Source organism: Ensifer sp. WSM1721, assembly GCF_000513895.2.
Taxonomy (GTDB): Bacteria; Pseudomonadota; Alphaproteobacteria; order Rhizobiales; family Rhizobiaceae; genus Sinorhizobium.
In genome coordinates this window covers 41097-65609 of sequence record NZ_CP165783.1, presented here as the reverse complement: position 1 = coordinate 65609, position 24513 = coordinate 41097, and the positions used below count along the sequence as shown (strand labels likewise).

Annotated in this window: 20 protein-coding genes and 6 pseudogenes; 15 read left to right on the top strand and 11 right to left on the bottom strand. The window is 62.6% G+C overall.

All coding sequences use genetic code 11. From position 1 onward, the window contains the following. Positions 1–6 precede the first annotated feature (6 nt). From sucD to M728_RS18080, 3 genes and pseudogenes are all read left to right on the top strand, one after another. A complete protein-coding gene (sucD, locus tag M728_RS18090; RefSeq protein ID WP_026622914.1) occupies positions 7–906 on the top strand; it encodes a succinate--CoA ligase subunit alpha in 900 nt (299 codons plus the stop codon). Continuing rightward, positions 907–1878 (top strand): D-glycerate dehydrogenase, encoded by a 972-nt coding sequence (locus tag M728_RS18085; RefSeq protein WP_026622915.1) that lies wholly within the window; start codon positions 907–909, stop codon positions 1876–1878. It begins immediately after the preceding gene. Positions 1879–1934: 56 nt separating this feature from the next. Next, a pseudogene (locus M728_RS18080) lies at positions 1935–3161 on the top strand (ABC transporter substrate-binding protein); the annotation flags it as partial. A 144-nt stretch (positions 3162–3305) separates the two neighbouring features. Here the strand turns inward: M728_RS18080 and M728_RS18075 are convergent. The 3 genes from M728_RS18075 to M728_RS18065 form a co-directional block, all read right to left on the bottom strand. After that, positions 3306–4820, bottom strand: a complete 1515-nt coding sequence (locus M728_RS18075; protein WP_026620608.1) for an AMP-binding protein — start codon at positions 4818–4820, stop codon at positions 3306–3308. A 31-nt stretch (positions 4821–4851) separates the two neighbouring features. Further along, positions 4852–5682, bottom strand: a complete 831-nt coding sequence (locus M728_RS18070) for a p-hydroxycinnamoyl CoA hydratase/lyase (protein ID WP_026620607.1) — start codon at positions 5680–5682, stop codon at positions 4852–4854. A gap of 69 nt (positions 5683–5751) precedes the next feature. Next, a complete protein-coding gene (locus M728_RS18065; RefSeq protein WP_034883562.1) occupies positions 5752–7188 on the bottom strand; it encodes an aldehyde dehydrogenase family protein in 1437 nt (478 codons plus the stop codon). A gap of 145 nt (positions 7189–7333) precedes the next feature. Between M728_RS18065 and M728_RS18060 the strand changes: the two genes are divergently transcribed. Continuing rightward, on the top strand, positions 7334–7816 hold the full coding sequence (locus M728_RS18060) for a MarR family winged helix-turn-helix transcriptional regulator (RefSeq protein ID WP_051440886.1): 483 nt from the start codon (positions 7334–7336) through the stop codon (positions 7814–7816). A 47-nt stretch (positions 7817–7863) separates the two neighbouring features. Further along, positions 7864–9072 (top strand): 3-(3-hydroxy-phenyl)propionate transporter MhpT, encoded by a 1209-nt coding sequence (gene mhpT, locus M728_RS18055; protein WP_034883545.1) that lies wholly within the window; start codon positions 7864–7866, stop codon positions 9070–9072. Positions 9073–9154: 82 nt separating this feature from the next. Here mhpT and M728_RS18050 read toward each other — a convergent pair whose 3' ends face one another. Both M728_RS18050 and M728_RS18045 read right to left on the bottom strand, forming a co-directional pair. Further along, positions 9155–9922, bottom strand: coding sequence for a coniferyl-alcohol dehydrogenase (locus M728_RS18050; RefSeq protein ID WP_026620604.1), 768 nt, complete (start codon positions 9920–9922; stop codon positions 9155–9157). 83 nt (positions 9923–10005) lie between these two features. Further along, complete coding sequence (locus M728_RS18045; protein WP_026620603.1) at positions 10006–11478, bottom strand: benzaldehyde dehydrogenase; 1473 nt, start codon at positions 11476–11478, stop codon at positions 10006–10008. Between the two features lie 308 nt (positions 11479–11786). Between M728_RS18045 and M728_RS18040 the strand changes: the two genes are divergently transcribed. The 3 genes and pseudogenes from M728_RS18040 to M728_RS18030 all read left to right on the top strand — a co-directional run. Beyond that, on the top strand, positions 11787–13586 hold the full coding sequence (locus M728_RS18040) for a sigma-54-dependent Fis family transcriptional regulator (protein ID WP_026620601.1): 1800 nt from the start codon (positions 11787–11789) through the stop codon (positions 13584–13586). A gap of 148 nt (positions 13587–13734) precedes the next feature. Then, positions 13735–13851 (top strand): annotated as a pseudogene (locus M728_RS18035) (recombinase family protein); the annotation flags it as partial. After that, positions 13844–14020, top strand: a pseudogene (locus tag M728_RS18030) (IS6 family transposase); the annotation flags it as partial. The pseudogenes M728_RS18035 and M728_RS18030, both read left to right, overlap by 8 nt. Positions 14021–14076: 56 nt before the next feature. On the opposite strand, the pseudogene M728_RS18025 reads toward M728_RS18030, so the two are convergent. Further along, positions 14077–14283, bottom strand: a pseudogene (locus M728_RS18025) (aldehyde dehydrogenase family protein); the annotation flags it as partial. Continuing rightward, positions 14234–15157: a helix-turn-helix domain-containing protein gene (locus M728_RS18020; protein ID WP_026620599.1), complete on the bottom strand. Its 924-nt coding sequence runs from the start codon at positions 15155–15157 to the stop codon at positions 14234–14236. The pseudogene M728_RS18025 and the gene M728_RS18020, both read right to left, overlap by 50 nt. A 116-nt stretch (positions 15158–15273) precedes the next feature. On the opposite strand from M728_RS18020, the gene pobA reads away from it, so the two are divergent. After that, entirely contained in the window at positions 15274–16446 is a 1173-nt protein-coding gene (pobA, locus tag M728_RS18015) for a 4-hydroxybenzoate 3-monooxygenase (protein WP_026620598.1), read from the top strand. Here the strand turns inward: pobA and M728_RS18010 are convergent. Both M728_RS18010 and M728_RS18005 read right to left on the bottom strand, forming a co-directional pair. Beyond that, positions 16440–16617 (bottom strand): annotated as a pseudogene (locus tag M728_RS18010) (LysR family transcriptional regulator); the annotation flags it as partial. The gene pobA and the pseudogene M728_RS18010 overlap by 7 nt on opposite strands. 826 nt (positions 16618–17443) lie before the next feature. After that, positions 17444–18079 carry a DUF1326 domain-containing protein gene (locus M728_RS18005; RefSeq protein WP_026620597.1) on the bottom strand — a complete coding sequence of 212 codons (636 nt, stop codon included), beginning with the start codon at positions 18077–18079 and terminating at the stop codon, positions 17444–17446. A 655-nt stretch (positions 18080–18734) separates the two neighbouring features. Between M728_RS18005 and M728_RS18000 the strand changes: the two genes are divergently transcribed. The 4 genes and pseudogenes from M728_RS18000 (at position 18735) to M728_RS17985 (ending at position 20899) form a co-directional block, all read left to right on the top strand. Beyond that, positions 18735–19025, top strand: coding sequence for a type II toxin-antitoxin system Phd/YefM family antitoxin (locus M728_RS18000; RefSeq protein ID WP_026620596.1), 291 nt, complete (start codon positions 18735–18737; stop codon positions 19023–19025). Further along, positions 19022–19399, top strand: coding sequence for a type II toxin-antitoxin system VapC family toxin (locus M728_RS17995; RefSeq protein ID WP_026620595.1), 378 nt, complete (start codon positions 19022–19024; stop codon positions 19397–19399). The genes M728_RS18000 and M728_RS17995 overlap by 4 nt, the downstream gene beginning before the upstream one ends. Before the next feature lie 8 nt (positions 19400–19407). Next, positions 19408–19745, top strand: a pseudogene (locus tag M728_RS17990) (type II toxin-antitoxin system Phd/YefM family antitoxin). Then, the gene (locus M728_RS17985) at positions 19742–20899 is read left to right on the top strand and encodes a tyrosine-type recombinase/integrase (protein WP_026620594.1); all 1158 of its coding nucleotides are present in this window, start codon (positions 19742–19744) and stop codon (positions 20897–20899) included. Before M728_RS17990 ends, M728_RS17985 begins: the two are co-directional and overlap by 4 nt. Before the next feature lie 3 nt (positions 20900–20902). Here the strand turns inward: M728_RS17985 and M728_RS17980 are convergent, their stop codons facing one another. Together M728_RS17980 and repC are read right to left on the bottom strand one after the other, a co-directional pair. Next, positions 20903–21196 carry a hypothetical protein gene (locus M728_RS17980; RefSeq protein ID WP_370906504.1) on the bottom strand — a complete coding sequence of 98 codons (294 nt, stop codon included), beginning with the start codon at positions 21194–21196 and terminating at the stop codon, positions 20903–20905. Between the two features lie 287 nt (positions 21197–21483). Further along, a complete protein-coding gene (gene repC / locus M728_RS17975; protein ID WP_026620592.1) occupies positions 21484–22698 on the bottom strand; it encodes a plasmid replication protein RepC in 1215 nt (404 codons plus the stop codon). Between the two features lie 407 nt (positions 22699–23105). On the opposite strand from repC, the gene M728_RS17970 reads away from it, so the two are divergent. Together M728_RS17970 and M728_RS17965 are read left to right on the top strand one after the other, a co-directional pair. Beyond that, on the top strand, positions 23106–23798 hold the full coding sequence (locus M728_RS17970; protein ID WP_026620591.1) for a TylF/MycF/NovP-related O-methyltransferase: 693 nt from the start codon (positions 23106–23108) through the stop codon (positions 23796–23798). Between the two features lie 190 nt (positions 23799–23988). Further along, positions 23989–24462, top strand: coding sequence for a glyoxalase family protein (locus tag M728_RS17965; RefSeq protein ID WP_026620590.1), 474 nt, complete (start codon positions 23989–23991; stop codon positions 24460–24462). The last annotated feature ends 51 nt before the right edge of the window (positions 24463–24513 follow it).

The following is a 24513-nucleotide window of genomic DNA, read 5'->3' as shown; positions in this document are numbered from 1 at the left end:
TAAGACATGTCCATCCTGCTCGACAAGAACACGCGCGTCATCGTCCAGGGCTTCACAGGAAAGATCGGCAGCTTTCATGCCCAGGATATGAAGCGCTACGGCACCAACGTGGTTGGCGGGGTCACCCCCGGCAAGGGCGGCCAGACCCATCTCGGCATGCCGGTCTTCAACACGGTGAAAGGCGCCGTGCAAGAAACCGGCGCCGATGCCTCTATCATCTTCGTGCCGCCGCCCTTTGCGGCAGACTCGATCATGGAGGCGGCGGATGCCGGCATCCGGCTCTGCGTCTGCATCACCGACGGCATCCCCTCCCAGGATATGATCAGGGTCAAGCGATACATGCGGCGCTACCGCTTCGAGGATCGCATGACTCTGATCGGCCCGAACTGCGCGGGGATGATCACGCCCGGAGAGGCGATGATGGGCATCATGCCGGGGTCGATCTATCTCCCCGGCCGCATCGGCATTGTGGGCCGGTCCGGCACGCTCGGCTATGAGGCGGCGAGCCAGATGAAGGCGCTCGGCATCGGCGTGTCGACGTCGGTCGGTATCGGCGGCGACCCGGTCAACGGTTCGTCATTCAAGGACATGCTGGAGCTGTTCGAGAAAGATCCCGGCACGGACGCAGTGCTGATGATCGGCGAGATCGGCGGCCCGCAGGAGGCGGAGGCCGCTCTCTGGGCGTGCGACAACATGAAGAAGCCGCTGATCGCCTATATCGCAGGCCTTTCGGCGCCGAAGGGCCGCCGCATGGGCCATGCCGGCGCGATCATCTCCGCTTTCGGGGAATCGGCGCAGGAAAAGGTCGAGATCCTGAAGAGCGCCGGGGTCACCATCGTGCCGACGCCCTCGTCCTTCGGCGAGACGGTGGCGGAAGTGCTGTCGGCCATGACAAAGGCGGCGTGAATGGAAAAGCCTCGCGTGCTCGTGACCCGGCGCTGGCCGGCAGAAGTGGAGCGCGTGCTTGCCGCGCGATTCAACACCACATTGAACGAGGACGACCAGCCTCTGACCGAAGCGGAGCTCGCGGCGGCGCTCATCAACTTCGACGCCGTCCTGCCGACGGTCAGCGACCGCGCGCCGTCGGCGATCTTCGGCCAGCCAGCGATGCGCACGAAGATCCTCGGCAATTTCGGCGTCGGGTTCAACCACATCGACGTCAAGGCCGCGCAAGCGGCCGGCATCGTCGTCACCAACACGCCGGGCGTGCTGACCGATTGCACCGCCGACATCGCGCTCACGCTGATGCTGATGGCCGCCCGCCGTGCGGGCGAAGGCGAGCGGCAGCTCAGGGCAGGTGAATGGAAGGGCTGGTGCCCGACGCACTTGATGGGCAGCCAATTGACCGGCAAGACGCTTGGCATCGTCGGCATGGGGCGGATCGGCAAGGCCACCGCCCGCCGCGCCCATTTCGGCTTCGGCATGAAGATCGTGTTTTTCAATCGCTCGGCGGTCGACGACGATGAGACGCGCGCCATGAATGCTTTGCGGATGAAGACGATCGACGAGGTGCTGGCAGCGAGCGACTTCGTGTCGCTTCACTGCCCCGGCAGCGCCGAGAACCGGCATCTCGTGGATGCACGGCGGCTCGCAGTGATGAAGCCGGGCGCCTTCCTGATCAACACGGCCCGGGGTGATGTCGTCGATACGACAGCCCTCGTCGAGGCGCTGAGATCAGGGCCCATCGCCGGCGCCGGTCTCGATGTGTATGAGGGTGAGCCGTCGGTGCCCGCCGGCCTCACGGCTCTGGAAAACGTCGTGCTTCTGCCGCATCTCGGCAGCGCGACGGCCGAGACACGCACGGCAATGGGGATGAAGGTGGTCGAGAATATCACTGCCTTTTTCGACGGCCGCGATCCGCCGGACAGGGTCGCATGATTGGCTTGGCTGCCCGGAGCAGCGGCGGCCAAGAGGTTTATTGGGAGGAGCAAAAAATGGAGCCATCACGACCTAGTCATATCGATCCGGCCGTATTCTGGCCGGCCATGTTCATCATCCTGGGATTTGTCGGCTGGGGAACGGTCTTCCCTGAAAGCCTGTCCTCGATCTCCAAGGTGGTTCTCGACGCAATCATCTCCGGCTTCGGCTGGGGCTTCGTCGTCTCGTCGGCCGGCTTCCTGGTCTCCGGTGCCGCCGCCGGTGATCAGAACGACTTTCCCTTCGATATTGGTCGTCATCTCGTCTATCAGGATGAGAATCTCGAGTTGAAGCCTGGCCTCGCCACCTCCTGGCGGCCTCTGTCCGATACCCAATGGGAGTTCAAGCTCCGCGAAAATGTTCGGTTCCATGACGGCTCGGCCTTTGACGCAGACGATGTCGTCTACACGATCGAGCGCATCCGGGACGTCCTGAAACCGCCGAGCGGCGGCTTTCGCTCCTATGTGAGCGGCATCAAGTCGGTCTCGGCACCCGATCCCCTTACCGTCCTTATCGAGACGAACGGCGCAGTCCCCAATCTGCCCCTCTCTTTCTCCTCCATTTTTGTGATGAACCGGCCCTCTGAGGGGTTCGTGACGACCGAGGACCTCAACGCCGGACGCCCGCCTGTCGGTACTGGCCCTTACAGATTCGAGAGGTGGAGTTCCGGCGAGAGCCTGAGGCTTGCCCGGAACGACGACTACTGGGGCGGCGAGCCTGTCTGGTCCAAGGTTACCTTCCGGGTCATCGAGAACCCGGCAGCGCGCGTGGCGGCGCTCAGCACGGGAGAGGTCGATGTGGCCGACGCAATCCCGGCCCGCGACGTCGCCTCCTTGGAGCAGCGCGGCGCCAAAATCGCGAGCGTGGGTGCTGCACGTGTTAACTTCGTACAGTTCGACGTTGCGCGTGAGACGCTTCCGGGCGTGACCGACAAATCGGGTGAACCGATCGCCAATCCCTTCAAGAACCCGCTGGTCCGCCGGGCGCTTGCGTTGGCTACGGACCGGGGCATTCTCGTCGACAAGATCCTCGCGGGCTATGGCACGGCTGCTGCTCAGGTCTTTCCCAACAGCCTGCCGGGCACCTCGGCGAAACTCCTGCCCGAGGCGCCCAACTACGAAGAGGCAAAAACCCTTCTTTCGAAGGCCGGGTTCCCGGATGGTTTCAACCTTGTTCTTGCTGGGCCGGCGGGCCGTTACCCGGGTGACGCCGAAAGTCTCCAGGCGATCGCCCAAAGCTGGGCCCACGGAAGCCATGGCTTGGCTAGGCGGCTCGCCCGCCAGCTGGCGATCACGCCGGCTGCAAACAACATTGCGACATCCTCGAACGTCATGCGGCAGCCGGTGTTTCCCAGCACTTCGGCGAACCGTCCAGGCGAAGGCACAAGTCTAGTTGCCCTCGGTCCAGCGTTCGTCCAACGCCTCCTTGCGTAGGACATGTTTGATCACCTTTCCGGACGCGGTTCGCGGAAGCTTATCGACAAGGCGGAACTCTTTCGGAGTTTTGTAACGTGCAATCAACGACTGGCAGTGACGGGCGAGTTCGTCATGGCCGAGCGCCTGGCCCGGTGCGGCGACAACGTAGGCGCGACCGACTTCGCCCCATCGTTCGTCGGGAACGCCGATCACGGCAACCTCGCTCACACCGGGATGTTCCAAAAGCACTGCCTCGATCTCTACCGGATAAACGTTCTCTCCGCCCGAGATGAACATGTCCTTGCGGCGGTCGACGATCGTGATGTAGCCGTCCTCGTCGCGGCGTCCGATGTCGCCGGTACGGATCCAGCCGTCCTCGGTGAAACTATTTTTGCACTCGTCCGGCCGGTTCCAATAGCCGGCGATCACGTTCAGTCCGAAGACCAGGATCTCGCCCGGCGTACCATCAGGCACGTCCTGGTCCTCCTCGTCTACCAGTCGCACAGCCGTCAGCGGTCCCGGGATTCCCGCGGCTCCCGCCTTGCTGTGCAGCAGCTCGCGCGATAGGGGCATGCCGAGCGTCGTGCCGGTTTCGGTCATACCGTAGCCGTCGACCATCCGCACGCCCCGGTCGAGCCACCAGCGGATGTGTGCCGCGGGATTGGGTGCGCCGCCGGTGAACAGCGCCTTGAGCTTTGTCCAACCCTCCGGTTCGAAGTTCGGCGCTTGACGCAGGGCCTCGGCCATCTGCGGCACGCAGAAATAGTGTGTGATGCCAAAATCGGGATCGCTGAGCCGGTCGTTGGTCTTCTCCGCATCGAAGCCGGGCGAGACGATGAAGGTCCCGCCGCGCAGCATGGGCGGCCAGATCTGTGTGACGATGCCGATGACATGGAACATCGGGGTGTCGCACAGGAATATGCAGCCGGTGTCGACCTCCCCGAGCACGTTGAAGTTCACCGCGGTCGCCAGAAGAAACTGGGCGGTGAGCAGCGCGCCTTTCGGACCCCCTGACGTACCGGAGGTGTAGAGGATGATGCAGGTGTCGCTGCTCGAATGCGGAAGGCAACGCGGTGCCGGATCAAGGGCGGCCAACTCAGAGGCAAAGCTCGCGAAGCTGTGGCTGCGGCAGCCCGGCGGCAGGTCGGAAACTTCATTGTCCGTATACAGGATAGTGGGAGCGCAGTCCTTCAGCAGATGCGGCAACTCCTGCTGGGACAGGCGCCAGTTCAGTGGCACGAAAATCGCGCCGAGCCGCATCAGCGCCTGTTGCAGGATGATCTGGTAGACGCTGTTGCGAGCAAGGACGGCAATCCGGTCGCCCTTATCGATGCCCTCGTGGTGCAACAGGGCGACTGCGCGCTGAATGTCCGTATCGAGTTCGCAGTAGGTCCAGCAGCGGTCGCTTGCCAGATCAACGCAGGCAAGCGAATCTGGCCGAAGGCGCGCATGCAGCGCCACCGGATCGGGACAAAAAAACTCCTGCATCGTTCTCCTCCTCCTTCCCTCCTCCAGGGCTTCAGCGGATCTGCCGATCCTTGTCGTAGGCGCCGAGACCCGGTCTGTAGGACTTCTCGTCGATGAACTGGCGAATGCCCTCCTTGCGGCCGTCATTGTCGAACGAGTTGGCCGCCTCCTGAGCGCGGACGAGGTAATCTTCCGCCTCATCGTAGGACATGATGCCGACACGGCGCACGGCGTCCTTGGTGGCTTTCAGCGCCACCGGATTCTTCTCGAGCAGGACCTTGGCAACTTCGATTACCCGGTCCTTGAGCCCAGCGAGCGGCAAGCTCTCGTTGACGAGGCCCCACTCTGCGGCGGTCTTGCCGTCGATCGGTTCGCCCAGCAACGCATGATACATCGCCTTGCGGAAGGGCAGGAGTTCGACGGCGACCTTGGTCGCGCCGCCGCCCGGCAGGATACCCCAGTTGATCTCCGAAAGGCCGAACTTTGCCTCGTCCGCCGCGAAGGCGAGGTCACAGGCAAAGAGCGGACCGTAGCCGCCGCCGAAGCACCAGCCGTTGACCATGGCGATGGTCGGCTTCTGATACCAGCGCAGGCGGCGCCACCAGCCGTAGCTCTCGCGCTGCGATTTGCGGACGCCCTTGAGGCCCTCCGCTTCCGTCTCGCGGAAATATTCCTTGAGGTCCATGCCAGCGGTCCAGGCCGCGCCTTCGCCAGTCAGCACCAGCACGCCCACATCTTCCCGGAACTCGAGTTCATCGAGCACCTCCATCATGGCGCGATTGAGCGTCGGGCTCATTGCATTGCGCTTGTCGGGCCGGTTGAAACGCACCCAGGCGATGCCGTCGACGACATCATAGGCGACGGTGTCTATATCGTTGGCCATAGGGCCCTCCTTGCATGTGCATCAGCTTCGGCCAATCGGCCGGAAGGGGTTAAGTATCAGCTCAGCCTGTCAAAGCGGGAAGCGTCCGGGCTCGGTCTCGATGGTGATCCAGCGCAGTTCGGTGAACTCGGCGATGCCGGCCTTGCCGCCGAAGCGGCCATATCCGGACGCCTTGGTGCCCCCAAAGGGCATCTGTGCCTCGTCGTGCACTGTCGGGCCATTGACGTGGCAGATGCCGGAACGGATGCGGCGCGCGACCGACAGGCCCCGGGCCGTGTCGCGGCTGAACACCGCCGCGGACAGGCCATACTCACTGTCGTTGGCGAGACGGATGGCGTCCTCCTCGTCCTTCGCGCGCAGGATGGCGACGACCGGGCCGAAGCTTTCCTCGGAATAGAGGCGCATATCGAAAGTGACCTTGTCGACCACCTGGGCGGGCAGGAGCACGCCTTCCACGGCACCCGCACCGGTCACGGTCGCGCCCTTGGCCGCGGCGTCCGCGATCAGAGCCTCGACCTTCTCTACTGTGCGGACATCGACGACGGCGCCGAGCGGGGCCGCCCCCTCGCGCGGGTCGCCCGCCTTCAGGGCCTGGGCGCGCGCGGTGAACTTTGCCACGAATTCCTCGGCTACCTCCGGCACGACGATGATCCGCTCGGTCGACATGCAGATCTGGCCCTGGTTGAAGAAGGCGCCGAAGATCGCGGCCTTGACCGCCTCGTCGACGTCGGCGTCCTTCAGCACCAAGAGCGGGGCCTTGCCGCCGAGTTCCAAGAGGACCGGCTTCAACTGCCGGGCCGCACGTTCGGCGATGATCCGGCCGACATTGGTGGAGCCGGTGAAGTTGACGCGCCGGATGGCCGGATGGTCGATCAGCGCGCCGACGATGTCACCGGCATCCTCCGGCGCGTTGAGCACGAGGCTGACCACCCCGCCAGGCAAACCGCCCTCCTCGAGGGCCTCGACAATCAGCGCGTGGGTGCGAGGGCAGATCTCCGACCCCTTGAAGACGACGCCATTGCCGCATGCAAGCGGCGTCGCAAGCGCTCGCACGCCGAGAATGACCGGCGCGTTCCAGGGGGCAATGCCGAGCACCACGCCGGCGGGCTCGCGGATCGCCATTGCGAGGCAGCCGGGCTTGTCGGAGGGAATCACTTCGCCGGAGACCTGCGTCGTCAGCGCGGCCGCCTCGCGCAGCATGGACGAGGCGAGCATGACGTTGAAGCGCGCCCACGCCTCCGTTGCGCCGATCTCGGAGGCCATGGCGGCGACGAAGGCATCGCCTTTCGCGGCCAGCGCGTCGGCTGCTTTCAGAAGTACTGCGCGGCGCGCATTGGGGCCGAGCGCGGCCCAAGCGGGGAAGGCGGCTGCCGCCGCTTCGACCGCGGCGGCGGCATCGGCAACGCTCGCCGCGGCTGCTTCGCTCGCCACCTCGCCGGTTACCGGATTCTGCCGGCGGAATGTGCGGCCGGTCGAGGCGGCATGTTCCGCCCCACCAATGCGCATCGACACGAAAGCCATCTGTCTCCTCCCAAAGACGGCCGGCGAAGCTTGAGAGCTGCCGGCGAAGAACCGCTATGTCATATAGCGATTGACTGTTATGTGACATAGCATTATGAATAATGCAAGAGCCAATGCGGGAGACGCCGACATGCCTTTGGAAAAGACGCAGCCCGAGCAGGATCCCAAAGACGCAAAGTTTGGCCGGCTAGACGACCTGGTGGGCTATCATCTCCGCCGTGCGTCGATTTTCGACCTGCAGGGAGCAGGGTCGGCGCTCGAACGGGCGAACACACGGCCGGTGCCGATGAGCGTATTGCTGACCATAATCGAGACGCCCGGCATCAGCTCGGCGGAGATCTGCCGTGCGCTCGGCATGCAGAGGGCAAACATCGTGCCGATCCTCGCGGAGCTCGAAGAACGGGGGCTTTTTCTACGCGAGGCGGATGAGTCCGACCAGCGGGTACAGCGGCTCTTCCCGACCCGGCGGGGCGAGGAGGCGGCGACCGAGTGGCTGGCGCTCGTCGCCGAGCACGAACGCAGCATGCTTCGTCGCCTGACGGCGGCGGAACAGACAGAGCTTCGCCGGCTGTTGGCGAAGATCTGGCAGGAGGATGGGCCGAAGCAGGGCTAGGCCTGCAACCAGCGGGGAGGTAGGAACCCGCTTTCTGGGAGGACGAAATGCAGACCACCATCGACCACCGCTCCGGCGGGCGGCGAGCGCTCGCGCTCGCCTTCATGGCAGCCGTCATTGAAGGCTTCGACCTTCAGGCAGCCGGCGTCGCAGTGCCCAAGCTTGCACCGGCTTTCGGGCTGACGCCTCAACAGATCGGCCTCTTCTTCTCTTCGGCCACGATCGGCCTGATCTTCGGGGCGCTCGCCGGGGGACGGATCGCCGATGCCTGGGGAAGGCGCTCCGGGCTCGTGCTTGCGCTCGTGACTTTCGGTATATTCTCGGCCGCCACCGCCTATGTCACCAGCTTCGAACAACTCGTCATCATGCGCTTCCTGACCGGGGTCGGCCTCGGTGGCGCTTTGCCGAATCTCGTCAACATCGCCGCGGAATCGGCCGATCCGGGCCGCCGGGGGCGCGCTGTCTCAATCATGTATGCCGGCGTGCCGTTGGGCGGTGCCGTGGCAAGCGGCGTCGCAATGCTCGGCCTGCACGGCGGCGACTGGCACTCGATCTTCCTCGTCGGCGGCATCATGCCGTTGCTGCTCGCGCCGGCCATCCATATCCTGCTGCCGCCGCTCCGCGTGGTGAAGAGCGACGCCAAATCCACTTCGGGCGCTCTTTCGAGCATTCTGGCGCCGCAGACGCTGCTTTCCACGGTGGCGCTCTGGCTCTCGTTTTTTCTCGGGCTGCTCGTCGTCTATCTGCTCTTGAACTGGATGCCGCAGCTTCTCGTCTCCCGCGGCTTGGCGCGTGAGGAGGCATCGTTCGTCCAGATACTGTTCAATCTCGGCGGCGCGGCAGGTAGCCTGGTCGGCGGTCGGATGCTCGACCAGAAGAACCCGGTCATGCCGGTCGCGCTCGGCTTCGCGGCGGCGGCCGCAGCTTTGCTCATGCTCAGCCTGCTGCCCGCACATCTCGGGCTCACCCTCATGGCTGGAGCGCTGGTGGGCGGTGCTATCCTTTGCGTGCAGGCGATCCTCTACGGCGTGGCGCCCCAATGCTATCCCTTCGAAATCCGTGGCACCGGTGTCGGTGTGGCAGTGTCCGTCGGCCGGCTTGGTTCCATCGCGGGGCCATTGCTGGCGGGTTTTCTCGTCGCCGGCGGCAGCAGCCCGTCTGACGTGATCTTCGCGCTCGTTCCGATCACGCTTCTGGCTGGGCTGACCACCGTCCTGCTGCTGGTGCGTCGGGAGCGCGCCTTGCAGGCGGCCTGACGCGGGAGCGTGCCGCAGAATCGACGGGGAGACCGCCCGCGGCGGCCTCCCCGCATGTCATTTGTGTCAGCGGGGCTTCAATTCAAATATAGGCGGCAGCGAGCCCGCCATCGATCGGCAGGTTAATGCCCACGACCCAACGGGCGGCGTCCGAGCAGAGGAAGAGGACTGGGCCGGCGATCTCGTCGGCGAAGGCCGGGCGCTTCATTCGGGTCGCGTCGTGTTCGACGCGCTCTGGGCCGAGCATGTTGATGAAGTCCCCAAGGATCGGGGTGAAGACCGGCCCGGGGGCCACCGAGTTCATGCGAATGTCGTGCCGCATGAAGAGCTCGAAGCTGCGCTTGTGCGACCAGACGATCAGCGCCTCCTTGAGATACTGATAGCAGGTCTCCTGCCGGACCGGGTTCTCCTCGAGCCACGCTAGGCCTTCGGCGAAGCTGGCGCTGGCGGCCAGGGCCCTGTGGGCCTCGACGCGTCTCGGCCATTCGGCGCCCAGGATGGAGGCGAAATTGACGATCGAGCCGCCCTGCGGCATGCGGTCGACCACGAGTTCCGTCAGGTGGCGCACGCCGAGATAGTTGACCCTGGCGACGATATCGCGGTCGACGGTCCCCGGAACGCCTGCGGCATTGATGAGAGCGTCGATCCGATCCGGCAGTTGGGTCACGGCCGCGTCGATTGCTGCCGGATCGCTGAGGTCGGCCTTGACGAAACCGTCGAGGGTTAGCGTCGCCTCGTTGCGGTCGACGCCGACGACGTGGGCGCCGTGGAAGCGGGCGAGGCGGGCGACTTCGCCGCCGATGCCTGAAGATGCGCCGGTGATGACAATGGTCTTTCCATTGAGGGTCATGTCTCGTTCCTGTCTTGGTCAGAATGAATTCTTGCCGCGAGCGGGCCAACGGGCCCTTGCCGCCGCCTGGTTCGCCGCTGGTTTCAGAACGGATAGGACGTCGCGGCGTCCTTCACCGACACCCACTGCCATTGGGTGAATTCCTCGATGTCCGCTGGGCCGCCGACACGCGTGCCGTTACCGGACTTTCCCCGGCCACCGAAGGGAGCGTAGGGCCCGCCATTCACGGTCTGGTCGTTGATGTGCAACTGGCCGACGTTCAGCTGGTCGCCAACGGAAATGGCGCGGCGCAGATCGGCAGAGATCACGCCTGCGGCGAGTCCGTATTCGGAGCGGTTGGCAAGTTCTATCGCCTCCTCGTCGGTCTTGAATGCGACGATGCACGCGACCGGACCGAAGATTTCCTCGTCGAAGGCGAGCATGCCCGGCTTGACGCCGCCAAGAACGGTCGCTGGATAGTAGCGGCCGTCATGTGTTCCGCCGGCGAGCAGTCGGGCTCCCTTGGCGACGGCATCGTCGACGATCGTCTGGATGCTTGCGACCTGGGAATCGGCGATGATTGGGCCGAGCGCGACCCGGTTGGTCGAAGGATCGCCCGCCGGCAAATGCTGTGCCTTCGACACCAGCCGCTCCGTGAGCGCCTGCTCGATCTTTTCGTCGACAAGAACCAGGCCGGTCGCCATGCAGATCTGGCCCTGGTGCAGGAATGCGCCCCAGGCGGCGTTGGAGGCGGCAATGTCGAGATCGGCATCATCAAGTATGATCAGCGCGTTCTTGCCTCCAAGTTCGAGCTGGACACGCTTCAGGTGACGGCCGCAGACCTCGCCGACTCTCGCGCCGCCGCGAGCAGAACCGGTAAACGAGATCATCGCCACATTAGGGTCGCTGCACAGCGCCTCGCCGGCATCGGCGCCGCCGGGAACGACGTGGAGCGCGCCCACCGGCAGGCCGGCTTCCTCGAAAATGCGAGCAATGATGATCCCGCCGGAGATCGGCGTGCGCGGGTCGGGCTTGTGGACGACGGCGTTGCCGAGCGCCAACGCTGCCGCGATCGATCGCACCGAGAGCACCAGCGGAAAATTGAATGGCGAGATCACGCCGACGACACCGTGCGGCACCCGACGCGCATAGTTGGTACGGCCGTCCATGCTCGGCAGGAACATGCCGGTCGGCGACGTGGCGAGTGTTGCGGCATGGCGGATGAAGAGGGCACCGTGCTCGATCTCAATCATCGCTTTCGCGTGGATTGAGCCGGACTCCTTCATAATCCATTGCACCAGTTCGGCGCCGTTTTCCTCGAGCAGATCGGCTGCCTTGTTGAGAATCCTGGCGCGCTCGGCCGGAAGCGTTTTTGCCCAGTTCATCTGGGCGGAACGGGCTTTGGCCGCCGCCCGGGCGATATCCTGCGGGCCGCCGTAGCCGACCGAGGCGAGCACAGTGTCATTGGCGGGATCGATGACGTCGATCGTCCCGCCGCCCGTTAGTTCCCAATCAGAGATGAAGGCGCGGCCGGTCCAGCGCTCCGCGTCGAGAAAGTTCTGGTTATGCTTGGTCATGCTAAAGCCCTCCTCGGCTTTCGGTTGGTGGGAAGAAGGCATGGCCTCACCCTCCCCGCGACGCGCGTGGAAACGGTTCCGGTGTGCCGTCGGTGCAATCCTCCAGGCCGCTTCCTCCAGCGGCCTACCGGCAGTCTCGCAAGGCGTGTGCCAGTTGCAGATATGGCAGTCCTTCGTCGGCGATGTCGCTGAGATCACTTACGTTTTCGTATTTCAGCGGCAACAGGAAGCCGGTGCTGTTCGACTTGCATCTGTTCAGAAAATCATGGATTGTTTCATGAATTTCAGCATTTCATGAAAGCTTGCCGATGTCTGACGGCGATCCTCCTTCTCAACTCATCTCACTCGCCGATGCGTCGAGGGCGACCGGCAAGATGCTCTCGAAGGGTGCCTTCAGCGAACTCGACAAAGGGGCCTCGCCCACGTTGGTCGAGCTCACCGAGGCGCTGCATTTCGCACTGGGCGACGGCCGCATCTGGCTCAATGACCAGCGTATGGTGCTGATGCAATCCCGCGTGCTCGGTCGCCTCAGGCACGAGATCATCGAAGCATTCGGCGTCGAGACGGCCAAGGGCATCTTCATGCGTGTCGGCTATATGCAGGGCGTGCGCGACGCCGAACTGATCCAGAAACGTTTCCCGCAACAGGATCTAACACATGCCCTGGCGGCCGGACCGCGCGTCCATACCCTCGAGGGTTTCGTCAAGGTAACGACCAAACACTTCGAATTCGACAGTGTTAAAGGTACCTATTTCGGCGAATTCTACTGGGACGATTCTTCTGAGGCCGCCGAGCACATCGCCCATCATGGTCTTGCGAGCGAACCGGTGTGCTGGATGCAGGCCGGTTATCCGACCGGCTATACCAGCACCTTGTTCGGGCGTCCGGTCATTTTCCGGGAGATTGACTGCGTCGCCATGGGCGCGCCGCGCTGCCTGGTGATCGGTCGGAATGCCGAGGAGTGGGGGGAGGATGCGCCGGAGCGGGGCTATCTCGGGCTCGAATGGAAAAGGACGCGTCATCCCCAGCGACAGAAACCCGAAGCGAGGCTGCCGGCTGTAGAACCCTCCAAGGCAGGACCGGAAGCACCACCGGCCGCCAAGGATCAGGTCGTCGGCGTCTCTGCCAGCTTCCTGCGCGCCAGGCTGATGGTCGAGAAGGTTGCCGACACCGAGGCGACGGTGCTGCTGATCGGCGAATCCGGTGTCGGCAAGGAGCTTTTTTCGCAACAACTCCATCGCCTCAGCGTCCGCGCCAACGGACCCTTCGTGCCAATCAACTGTGCCGCGATCCCGGACGGGCTGGTGGAGTCGGAGCTCTTTGGCGTTGAGAAAGGGGCATTCACCGGAGCGCTCGTCTCGCGTCCGGGCTATTTCGAGCGAGCCGCTGGCGGCACCATCTTTCTCGATGAAATCGCCTCGCTTGCCTATGCCGCCCAGGCCAAGCTCCTGCGCGCCATCCAGGAGCGCCAGATCGAAAGAGTGGGCGGCACGCGCACCATCCCCGCCGATGTGCGCGTGGTCGCGGCGTCCAATGTCGACCTAGCCGAGGAGGTGCGTGCCGGTCGCTTCCGTCAGGACCTCTATTTCCGTCTCTGCGTTTTCCCGATCGTCGTACCGCCACTGAAGGAGCGGCGCGACGATATCCCGTTGCTCGTCGATCACTTCCTTCGCCTTTTTCGTGAACGCCACCGCAGGGATGTCGTCGGTCTGTCCCGCCGGGCGATGGACGCCCTCCTCGCCTATGACTTTCCCGGTAACATCCGCGAACTGCAGAACTTGATCGAGCGCGGCGTCATCTTTGCCGAGCCCGACGGGCAAATCGACATCCAGCATCTCTTCACCGGTGGCGAGGTCTCGCCCGTCTTGCCGCAGTCGCTCAGTCGGGATGGAAAGATCACCGTCAGGGTCCCCCTTTCGAAGTCGACCGATACCGCTTCGATCCCGGAGCAGATTTCGTCGTCCGCGGATCTCGCCATCGCCGAGAGCGCCCTTTACCAAAAGGCGCTACACATCGCCGGGGGCAATGTCTCGGCTGCCGCGCGAGGCCTCGGACTGACCCGTGCCAAGCTGGATTACCGGTTGCGGAAGCTCGGCCTGATTGGCTGAGAGGGTGTTTGGAAATTGAGGATTGCGATGACCCCTTGCCTTCGGATGAAGGGAGGTTGGGATGATCAGTTGGCAATACGCATCGAAGGTGGCGGATGAGCAATGGTCGATTGTCGGGCGGCCGTTGCCGAAGCCGAGCGGCACGGCCGGCGGCGCCGACCTCACCAGTTCGACCGGCACGATGACCATGAACGTGCTCAATGCCGTAGCGCAGTTCGAGCGAGATTTGCTGATCGAGCGCACCCAATCAGGCCTCAAACGCGCCTAAGATCGGCGGCTTTCAATTCTTCAAGACGGCACGCCGAACCATTGCTGGTTTCGAAGCGATGCTCTGGCTGAAGAAGGGGTTCGGCTTCACCGGCGATTGGACCGTCAACGATCAGAACGATCTGCTCGCGCGCATCTTCGGACTTCAAAAGGTTAACAAAGCATGAAAGGGCTGCCGATCACGGGGCGAGTGCGACCCTCTCAACGGTTTGCGACACGCCCTCTTCGAGACATCCTTCGAGTAGAAATAGGAGGCGAGGCCGAATTCGGTGTTGTTGGCCATCTCGATCACCTGTTCCTCGGTCTCGAACTTGAAGAGCGGCGCCACCGGACCAAACGTCTCTTCGCGTGGAGCGTTACTTGCCCGCCCTTCTTTCAGTTCAAGGAGAACTGGCAAGAATGCTGGTCTGAAGCTCTTTCTGCCGCGCGCCGGAATCGCCCATTTTGCGCTGTTCCGCCAGCCGCCATGCCCGTGGCGTCAATCCGGTTTCCCGCTTGAAGAAGCGGTTGAAATAGGCCGGATCGGCAAAGCCCAGACCATCGGCGATCATCTGCACCGTGGATGCCGTGAAGATTAGCTCCTGCTGGGCGATTTCGATCTGACGCCTGGCGATCAACCGCTGCAGGCTGAGGCCGGAAACCGAGCGTACGAGCCGGTTGAGATGAGTTTCCGAAAGACCGAGCTTGTTTGCATAAAACTCCGCCTTCTGCGGCTCGCGGATATGCCGGGCGATCAGCGCCAGCAATCGTTCGAAACGCTGCGCCGCAAGGCCTTCGCCTCTCGTTTCCAAAAGCGGCCGCGCCGCCCGCGTCAGAAGCGTGACCACAGTGGCAAGCTGGCCTTCAATCATGGCGTCCCGACCGATCTCACGGGTTTGGTATTCGGTAGAAATCCGTTCGAAACCGCTGCGCAGGCATTCCCCTTCACCAAACTCCTGCAATGGCAGAAGCACCGGTTGCTGGAAAATGCGCAGCAACAATGCCTGCACCGACGCGCTCAGCGCACCCGGCAGCACAGTCACTATCACGCCGCCTATATCACGCGAGAAGCGGAAGCCGTGTTCGAACCCCGGCGGCACGATGACCGCGACCGGGGGGCGGATAGGCTCGACACGGCCATACAACAACGCATCGCCCTCGCCGCTGGAAATGTACAAGATTTGTAGAAAGGCGGAGTGGCGATGCAGACCGATTTCGAAACGGTGCAGGCTGCTTCTGGAAAAAAGTGTCTCGCAATGGAAGCGAAAACCAGTGCCGTGCGCCGCGTCTTCGCCATACAATCCCTCAGTCGCAGCATCCCGCATCTGGCTCCACTCCTCCATGTCATGGTCGGATTGTGCAATTTGCAGACCAGAAAGTCCATTGAGCTCGTGGCCGCCTTGGTCAATTTCTTGACGGGAGGCAGTTCCGGGAGGAAACAATGCGCACACAGGTCGTCATCATCGGCTCCGGCCCATCGGGGCTTCTGCTTGGTCAGCTTCTTGCGAAACAAGGCGTCGAGACCGTCATTCTCGACCGGGTCAGCAAGGATTACATCCTCGGCCGTGTCCGCGCCGGCGTTCTGGAAGAAGGCACGGTGCGGCTCATGGAAAAGGTCGGTGCGGATAAACGTCTGCACCGGGAAGGCCTGCCGCATGACGGCTTTTCGCTGACCTTTGGTGGACGCGATCACCGCATCGACCTCTTCGATCTCACCGGCGGCAAGCGCGTCATGGTCTATGGCCAGACCGAGGTGACCCATGACCTGATGGATGCCCGCGAGGCCGCGGGCCTCGTCACCATCTACGACGCCGCCAATGTCGAGCCGCATGATTTCGAAGGCGTGAACCCCTATGTCACCTATCAGAAAGACGGCATAAGCCACCGGGTCGATTGCGATTTCATCGCCGGTTGCGACGGTTTCCACGGGGTGAGCCGCAAATCCGTGCCTCAGGGGGCGATCAAGGAATTCGAGAAGGTCTATCCTTTCGGCTGGCTCGGCATTCTTGCCGATGTGCCGCCGGTCAACCATGAACTCATTTATGCCAACCACCCGCGCGGTTTTGCGCTCTGCTCCATGCGCTCACACACGCGCAGCCGGTATTACATTCAATGTTCGCTGGATGACCGGCCAGAGGACTGGAGCGACGAGCGCTTCTGGGATGAAATCCGCCGCCGCCTGCCGGACAGCCATGCGGATGCCATGGTCACCGGCCCGTCGTTCGAGAAATCCATAGCGCCGCTCAGGTCTTTCGTCTGTGAACCGATGCGGTTCGGCCGCCTGTTCCTGGCCGGCGACGCCGCACATATCGTCCCACCCACCGGCGCCAAGGGCCTCAACCTCGCCGCCAGCGATGTGCATTTTCTGAGCGAGGCGCTGATCGAGTTTTATCGCGAGAGGTCTGTGGCCGGCATCGACGCCTATTCGCGGAGGGCGCTTTCCCGCGTCTGGAAGGCGGTGCGCTTTTCCTGGTGGATGACGACGATGATGCATCGTTTTCCTGATACGGGCGATTTCGGCCAGCGTATTCAGGAAGCCGAACTGGACTACCTCGTGCAATCACGCGCCGCCTCCACCGCTCTTGGGGAAAACTATGTCGGGCTTCCCTACTGAGTAGCAGCCTCGGATTTCGGATCGAGCAACTCGCTCGCGGCCTCGCGGATGGACTGCATCAGCAGCGACACCGGCAGCGAAGGCTGCGCATTGGCCGTGACCATCGGGCCCACAGGCCGGTGGTGTCGCCGGTGTCGACCGACAGGACGCCAGAATGCCGTTGGCCGCATCAGCCATCAATACGCTAATCGAGCGCTGTTCATATAATCCATGGGTTATGGTTTTCGTCGACAATGTCATTTTACTTAACCGAAACCCCCTGCCTGCTCAGCAGGCACTCAAGCTCGCCCATTCTACCCATGGCCGGATTTCGACCGAGCCGGATGACGCAAGCAACGTCACGACGCAGACGTCCGTTGGCGATCAAACGACCGACCGCGGGGGCTGTCGCCACTTGCACACAGCACCGGCATTTGCATAGCTGCATTGCACAAAATACGTTTCCCAAATGATCAAAAAACGATCATGTTGCATTCAGTTGATGCACATGGCGGTTTTCCTCCCAGTTCCGCTGCAACAACTGTTCCCCTCTGGAGGTTCACACCTTCAAAACTCATGGGCCGCGGTTTTCCGTCGGCCCCTTTTTTCTTTTCGCTTCCGCGCTTATCAGATCGGCTTGAGGTGGCTCGATGCGCCCGCTATTCCTTCATCGCGTCCATTTGCTCGGAGTAGCCGACAACTCGGCGCAATCTACCACCCGGCAGAAATAAGCCCGGATCGTTGCGATCCGGGCTTTCCGGTCCGCACCCTAATCCCCGGCCGCGCCAGGGATCGGCGAGATCGACGCCGTCGTCACGGTCGGCGGTTGGATCCTTCCTGTTCAGGCAACCCTGCTGAAACCTGGGTACGCGTTATCACGCGTGGCGACCTGCCGCTTCGCCGCGATCGCGGCCGAAGCGCACCAGCTCAGGCATGAGGCCGTGATCCTCGATGGCGAGTCCGTCGTGCTCAACAGAAGGGGCGATCCGACTGTGGTGCGTTGCAGCGTGCGCGTGGCTCACTCTTCGATGATGCCGTACGGCCCGTAGGCGGCGCGCCAAAGTGCGCCGTAACGCTTCTGCCGCCCCATTGCGATTTCGCCGTTGGCGTTAAACGTACCGCTTGCGATCTCCGCCTCACGGAACTCAAAACCTTCCGGCAGGACGATGCGCGCGCGATGGGGCGCGCCGGTCACAGGATTCCTGATCGGTTCGAGTTCGAGTTCGAGATGGCCGTATATGCGGAAGCCGCCTGTACGTTTCTCAATGTCGCTGTGAAACTCGATCGGGGCGAAAATTGGCTCGAGCTCTTCGGAGATCGTGGAGCCATAAATATTGAAGACAGTCGTCGGCTCCTGTTCCTTGCCGCCGAGGATGGTGAACAGGGCATCGATCTGCGCCTCGTTCGCATTGGCATCGAAGAACCCGCGGACGACGCCGCCGCCCTCATGCACGGGACCAGGCCAGCGATAGACGGCAGCAACCTTCAGCCCATCGAGCCGCAGGTCGCCGAACCATCCCTCTTCGATAAGCATGCATTCGAGGCCTTCGCACAGGCCCTCGGTCGGCTTGCCGTTGAATTCGCACGGGCAGCCGTAGTCGCAACTGCACGATGCGATCTTGGGGCCCTTGATCGCCCAATCAACATAGGCCATGGCAAACATCCCCGATTTTTCCCTTAGAGGCAGAATGTATCAAAAACTGCTTCGACCGGCCAGCAGCGCCGTGGCTGTCCAAATCTCAAGGCATACCTTGCGCGGATGTGCGCGCAGACGCGAGGTCAAGAGAGCGATCATTCCGATCACCTAGGTTAGCAAGAGCCGCCTCGAATCTCCGAGACAGCGGTGTTGTCCCGGACTGCGCGGCTAACCACCACTATCAACCAGCTGCCGGCAGCGGCGGGGATGTCCGACGTACAATGGAGGTTTTGCGGCGCGACGGAGAAGCCGCGTCGGGCGCCAGCGTTTCTGCAGGTGGCAACGTTGGCTCTATATCAACACTTTCCAGGGCTTTCAGGACGACAGCTCTCATTCCAACTCGGCCCAATTTTACGAATTCCACGAAATCGACCGAGAGTACTCGGCAAACTCCGTCAACGTTTCGCGGGGCAGCCAGATTATCGATGTCATCCAAAGCGGCCTTCAGGACCGCCCTCTGATATGCCTTCATTAGTGTGAACCCCCGCTTGTTTAAAGCCATACGCACGTGAAGCCATGAGGACCACGTATCGATAGTGATATGTACATCGCGATTGTACGGGCACGAAAGCGATGGTAGGATGCCTTCACGAACCGAGTACCGGAGGTTGCGATGCCCCAGACCACCTACAAGATCAGCGAAGCCCGCAAGCATTTCGCCGAGGTGCTCGACCGCGCCAACCACGGCGAGGAAATCATCATCATGCGCGGCAACGAAGTCTATGCGCGCATCGGCCCGGCCGACGGCGGCAAGCGCCCGTTCGGTCTCTTACGCCAGCGTGGCCTGCCGGACGACCTGTTCGACGCGGTCGACGCCGAACAGGCGGCGATCGACGCCGGCGACTGGAACGACGATGTCGGCGTCTGGCAGGGCCAATCCAACGAGCGCGAACCCTCCAAATGAAGGTCCTGCTCGACAGCCACGCCGTCTACTGGTGGACGATCGGCAGCGATCGCCTCTCCACGAGGGCACGATCGCTGATCGAGGACAAGGCCAACACGATCCTCGTCAGCGCCGTCTCCTTTTACGAGCTCGACAACAAGATGCGGCTGAAGAAGCTCGATCTCAAGCCACAGGAGTTGCGCGCCGCCGTCACAGCCAGCGGTTTGCAGACCCTTGCCATCTCCGATCTGCATGCCGAACTGGCCGCAAGCTTCGACTGGGACCACCGCGACCCATGGGACCGCCTGCTTGCCGCCCAGACGCGACTGGAACATTGCACGTTTGTTTCGCTCGACAGCGCTTTCGATGGGGTGCTGCATGAGCGGGTTTGGTAGGCAAGCCGATGAAGATATTGATCGAGGTCGACGAGGCGGCAGAACGGCTGGAAGAGCTGATCGATCTGGCGTTTCGGCAGGACGAAATCTATGTGTGCCGGCGCGGACGGCCTGTAGTTCAGCTCACCTCCTTCTAGGGACGAAGGATGATTCCCGCTCCGCCGAATTCGCAGAGACTCGTCCTGACGCGGGGCCGACCGCCGCGGGCGGCAAGCCGGTCGAGGGTGGAAAAGTCTCTTCGGTCGACCGGGTGTGGATGCTCGCTGCGGAAGGCAGGCCGGAGAGGGAACAGGATATGACGTCGGCGCACGATGATCTCTATGACGAAGACGGGCTGCCGCGATGAGTATCGTGCCATCGACATCGATTGCCAGCCGCGTCGAGGAACTCGATGCGCTCGACGCCATCCTGCCGTTCGACCGGCGCGACCAGCTCGCCGTTCTGCTCACCGACGACGACGTCGCAACGCTGAAACACCTCGCCAGTGAGGGCATGGGCGAAAACACGCTACGGGCGCTCGCCTCCGATCTCGGCTACCTCGAGGCCTGGTGCCAACTCGCGACCGGTGCCCCCCTCCCCTGGCCGGCGCCCGAGGGGCTGCTCTTAAAGTTCGTCGCCCACCACCTCTGGGATCCGGTGAAGCGCGCCGAGGATCCAACCCACGGCATGCCGGCGGAGGTCGAGGCGGGACTGCGCGCCGAGCGCCTGCTCAGGGCGTCCGGCCCGCATGCGCCAGGCACGGTGCGGCGGCGGCTGACCTCCTGGTCGATCCTCACCCGCTGGCAGGGTCTGACCGGCGCTTTCGGCGCACCATCGCTGAAGAGCGCGCTTAGGCTGGCGGTCAAAGCCAGCAACCGGCCGCGGCAGAGGAAGAGCAGACAAGCGGTGACAGTCGATGTTCTCGTCCAATTGCTCGCCACCTGTGCCGGCGATCGGCTGGTCGATCGGCGCGACCGGGCGCTGCTGCTCCTCGCTTTTGCCTCCGGCGGCCGCCGACGTTCGGAAGTGGCGGGACTGCGCGTCGAGGATCTTCATGACGAGGAGCCGGTGCGCGCCGATCCGAGCGACAAGACCTCCCCTCCCCTGCCCTGCCTGTCGATCCGCCTCGGCCGTACCAAGACGACGAGCGCCGATGATGACGCGCACGTCATTCTGATCGGCCGGCCGGTAACCGCCTTGAAAAGCTGGCTCACGGAGGCGCAAATCAAGGAAGGGCCGGTGTTTCGGCGCATCGACCAGTGGGGCAATGTCGACCGGCGGGCGCTGACGCCGCAATCGGTCACCCTGATGCTGAAAAGCCGCTGCAAGCAGGCCAGCCTCGATCCGGCGCTGTTTTCAGCGCATGGCTTAAGATCCGGCTATCTCACCGAGGCGGCCAACCGCGGCATTCCGCTGCTAGAAGCGATGCAGCAGTCACTGCACAAATCGGTGACGCAGGCGTCGAGCTACTACAACAACGCTGAACGAAAGAATGGACGAGCGGCCCGGCTGATCGTCTAAGCGTCACTCGCGGCCGAAGAGTGCATCGGCTCGCCTCTCGAACGACTGCCATTCTTCCGACTCCGAACTGTCGCGCCGGTCAGCCTCCGATGCCGCCCTCCCCCACGCTTCAGCGCGCTGCATCAGCGCAACCATCTCACGTTTCAAGCGATGCCAGCGCTGCAGCTCCGCGGCGTGCTCGGTGTTCAGGCGGGGATCGTAGAACGCGCCTATCGCCTCGCCGGCTGCCTGCCGTGCCGCCTCCAATTGTTCTTTCAAGCTCGCCAGTTCGGCTTTCGCCGCAAAATACCGTCTCATCACGGTAATAAGCTCGCGGTCACTGTCGCTGATTTCCACGATCCCTCCTTGGAATTCCTCGTTGGGGATCGATTAGAATGGCGGAATCGGAAATGAGTATCCTCCGATATGACAGAATGCCCTACGCGGGAGATGCCGCTTCGCCACTCGCGAGTATGCTGCCCCTGCAACGTATTCACGCCCCAAAGCCGGCATGCCGACTTAGTCTCAATAGCATTGCAAATAAACGACGGCTGAGCCCACGCCGGCTCCCTGAACCATCGCCCTGCAGCTTATCACCGTGTCATTCACGAGACCATGCGCACATGCACCCCACGTGCCCGCATCAGTGCCATCAGCATTGGGCCGAGGGAGAATTCCCCTCGCCGCGCCTTGGCGGTCAGATCCCTGAGGTAACCGCCGGCATTGTTGATGTGCCCCGCCCTTCCGAGAATGCAGGCAACAGCAACCGCCGCGTTTTCCGGCCCCATGACCTCGCAGGCATCCTCGTAGGCCGACGGGCTGACCCCCAGCATCGATCGAACGACGACCGCCGCCGACATCAGGTCGCGCCAGCTTCCCACCGCGCCCCCCGGCCCATAATCGTTGATCTCTGGGCAGGCCTTCAGCACCATACCCAGCGGAAATGCCTTTATCGGCACACGCATCGACCCCGTTTTCTGGCTCGGCTTCGCGCCCTGCTCTTCTCGAGAGCTAGGTTCAAGTTCATTGCTGGATTCGGTATTTGAATTCTGTATGTGGCGTTCGTTTTGAACAGCATTGCTGGCCGTATTTTCGGAATCTTCCTGAGTTTCGAGCCGGTTGATGATTTCCTCGCGCAGCATCTTCATCTCTTCGAGGATTGTGTCGATATCGGCGATCGTAGGTGTGCGGGGGATGCGCCCGGTCAGACCGAGGAACACCTCCTCGATGCGCCCCCAATCTCCGGCAGCCCCCTCCTCCATCGCAGCGCTGATCAGCTTGCGCACATCGCGCCGGCAGATCGACAGCGCCTCCTTGGTGATGCGGAAGCGCTTACGCTCTGCGGCAACCTCTTGTGCGGCGTGGGCGAGCTCCTCGGCACGGGCCAGCAGCGGCGCCAGGCTGAAGCCGAAAGCCTCCTCGATCGCCCCGCTATCATCCTTGCGGGCGTAACGCTTGCCGTTGGCGCTGTCCTTCCGCTGGATCAATCCTGCGTCCACCAGCGCGGCGAGATGCCGGCGCAAGGTCGTGCCTGCAATACCGTGCGCGCGTACCGAGAGCTGATCATTTGACGGAAATACGACGAGACCGCGGTCTTCGCAAAGCTCGTTGTCCGGGTAAAACGTCAGCAGAGCATCGAGCACCGCAAGGGCGCGGTCCTGAATGCCGAGCACCGCCCTCGCCTCGCAGGCGTCACGGAACACCTTCCATTTGTCGGCGGTCTTGCCGGGTTTGATTTCGGCCGTCCGCAGCTGCCCTTTGATTTGGGCAAGCGAGATCGGCCGCCGCCCAAAGGGCGTCGTCACACTTCCAACCTGCATTTCCTTCACCTTTCAAAAAGGCAAAAGAAACCTGCTCACCAAAAACGGTGCCAAGGACTCTTGACTGGGATTCGGGGAAATGCGATTCTCGGTTCGCTACAACACAGAGAAGGGCTTCCACGACGGCAACGTTTGGGGGCCTTTTTCTTTTGCGGCTCAGTCTCCTGTACGTTTGAATTCTGCGTAAAGCTCATCGAGCTTATTTGTAAGAAACTCCCCGAAGGCGGGCGCTTCGTCGGCTTTGAGCGCCAACGTGTACGTCTTTCCGTCAGCCTTGATGCTGCCCGTCAGCGCTTTTCCCTCTCGTGGCTTCCATGTTTTCGCGGTCGGCTTTGCCGCTTTTCCCAGTAACTGGCCTAGCGCCAGATCAAAGCGCTTGTCGCTGTCGGCTTTGGCGTGCGCGCCACATGCTCGAAACTTCCCGGTTGAGTGCCACGGCGCGGTCGGTGCGGCGAGAGCGCCTTACCTACCTCTCGCCTCGGAAGCTGAGACGTCTCGAGACAGCGCTGAAGGAAGTTCTGAAAGAGAATGTGCCTGGCGACATAGCCGAATTCGGCATTGCCCTGGGCGGAAGCGCCATCATCCTGTCCAAGAAAGCAAACCGCCATCGACGCCGCTTTCACGGCTTCGATGTTTTTGGAATGATCCCCCCACCTCAATCGGCGAAGGACGGCCAGAAAGCAAGGGACCGTTACAAGACGATCGCGAGCGGGGAATCAAAAGGACTCGGCGGCGAGTTTTACTATGGCTACCGCGACAACCTTTTCGATGAAGTCTGCCGGTCCTTCACGAAGTATGGCCTCGCCATCGATGGGCCGATGGTCAACCTCCATAAGGGACTATTCGAGAACACCCTCCCGGCGGCCGGCATAGAGAAGATCGCCTTCGCTCACATCGACTGCGACTGGTATGATCCCGTCAGCTATTGCCTGAATGGGCTGGCAGACCGGATAAGTCCGCGCGGGGTCATCCTGATCGATGACTACCATGACTACGAAGGATGCCGAACGGCGACAGACGAGTTCCTGCAGGCGCGTCCTGACTTCGCATTCGAAGACGGAGAAAACGTCGTCCTACGCCGGACCAGACTCAATGGATGAATGGCCGCATCTGGTCTTGAGAGCGGCAGCCCTGGCGAAACTGCTATAACCTTTCGGGCATTGCCGGCGGAACGTCGGATGGCTGTGCGCATTCTCTGCTGCTGGTGGGGCGTTCAGCCTGACTGTGAACCGCCTGCGAGTGCGCCGGAAATCCTGAACTGGCTCAAAGCGAAAGGGACAAGCAATGGCCATCGCCAAGAACACGATCTGCCTATGGTATGACAAGGATGCCGAGGCTGCAGCCCGCTTCTACGCCGAGACTTTTCCGAACAGCTCGATCGGTGCCATCTTCCGAGCTCCCAGCGACTACCCGTCCGGCAAGGCGGGCGACGTGCTGACGGTCGAATTCACCGTCGCCGGCATCCCGTGTATCGGCCTCAATGGTGGGCCCATGTTCAAACATAGCGAAGCCTTCTCATTCCAGATCGCCACTGACGATCAAGAAGAGACCGACCGCTATTGGAACGCCATCGTCAGCAATGGCGGTCAGGAAAGTGCGTGCGGTTGGTGCAAGGACAAATGGGGCGTCTCGTGGCAAATCACGCCGCGCGTGCTGACCGAGGGGCTGGCTGCGGGCGGCGATGAAGCAAAACGCGCGTTTGTTGCGATGCTGGATATGGGGAAGATCGACGTCGCCGCGATCGAGGCGGCTCGGCGCGGCTGACGGCCACGCCAACGTTCGCTCTCTCCACCGAAAGCGAAGCCGGGTCTCAGG

What these genes read in the sequence shown, in the direction of transcription:
- M728_RS17980 (WP_370906504.1), bottom strand. Translation starts at nt 21,196, where the DNA reads ATGAGACGGTATTTTGCGGCGAAAGCCGAACTGGCGAGCTTGAAAGAA.
- M728_RS17985 (WP_026620594.1), top strand. Translation starts at nt 19,742, where the DNA reads ATGAGTATCGTGCCATCGACATCGATTGCCAGCCGCGTCGAGGAACTC.
- M728_RS18040 (WP_026620601.1), top strand. Translation starts at nt 11,787, where the DNA reads ATGTCTGACGGCGATCCTCCTTCTCAACTCATCTCACTCGCCGATGCG.
- M728_RS18045 (WP_026620603.1), bottom strand. Translation starts at nt 11,478, where the DNA reads ATGACCAAGCATAACCAGAACTTTCTCGACGCGGAGCGCTGGACCGGC.
- M728_RS18065 (WP_034883562.1), bottom strand. Translation starts at nt 7,188, where the DNA reads ATGCGCATTGGTGGGGCGGAACATGCCGCCTCGACCGGCCGCACATTC.
- M728_RS18070 (WP_026620607.1), bottom strand. Translation starts at nt 5,682, where the DNA reads ATGGCCAACGATATAGACACCGTCGCCTATGATGTCGTCGACGGCATC.
- M728_RS18060 (WP_051440886.1), top strand. Translation starts at nt 7,334, where the DNA reads ATGCCTTTGGAAAAGACGCAGCCCGAGCAGGATCCCAAAGACGCAAAG.
- sucD (WP_026622914.1), top strand. Translation starts at nt 7, where the DNA reads ATGTCCATCCTGCTCGACAAGAACACGCGCGTCATCGTCCAGGGCTTC.
- M728_RS18005 (WP_026620597.1), bottom strand. Translation starts at nt 18,079, where the DNA reads ATGGCCTATGTTGATTGGGCGATCAAGGGCCCCAAGATCGCATCGTGC.
- M728_RS18050 (WP_026620604.1), bottom strand. Translation starts at nt 9,922, where the DNA reads ATGACCCTCAATGGAAAGACCATTGTCATCACCGGCGCATCTTCAGGC.
- M728_RS18085 (WP_026622915.1), top strand. Translation starts at nt 907, where the DNA reads ATGGAAAAGCCTCGCGTGCTCGTGACCCGGCGCTGGCCGGCAGAAGTG.
- M728_RS18000 (WP_026620596.1), top strand. Translation starts at nt 18,735, where the DNA reads ATGCCCCAGACCACCTACAAGATCAGCGAAGCCCGCAAGCATTTCGCC.
- repC (WP_026620592.1), bottom strand. Translation starts at nt 22,698, where the DNA reads ATGCAGGTTGGAAGTGTGACGACGCCCTTTGGGCGGCGGCCGATCTCG.
- pobA (WP_026620598.1), top strand. Translation starts at nt 15,274, where the DNA reads ATGCGCACACAGGTCGTCATCATCGGCTCCGGCCCATCGGGGCTTCTG.
- M728_RS18075 (WP_026620608.1), bottom strand. Translation starts at nt 4,820, where the DNA reads ATGCAGGAGTTTTTTTGTCCCGATCCGGTGGCGCTGCATGCGCGCCTT.
- M728_RS17995 (WP_026620595.1), top strand. Translation starts at nt 19,022, where the DNA reads ATGAAGGTCCTGCTCGACAGCCACGCCGTCTACTGGTGGACGATCGGC.
- mhpT (WP_034883545.1), top strand. Translation starts at nt 7,864, where the DNA reads ATGCAGACCACCATCGACCACCGCTCCGGCGGGCGGCGAGCGCTCGCG.
- M728_RS17970 (WP_026620591.1), top strand. Translation starts at nt 23,106, where the DNA reads ATGCTCGAAACTTCCCGGTTGAGTGCCACGGCGCGGTCGGTGCGGCGA.
- M728_RS18020 (WP_026620599.1), bottom strand. Translation starts at nt 15,157, where the DNA reads ATGCGGGATGCTGCGACTGAGGGATTGTATGGCGAAGACGCGGCGCAC.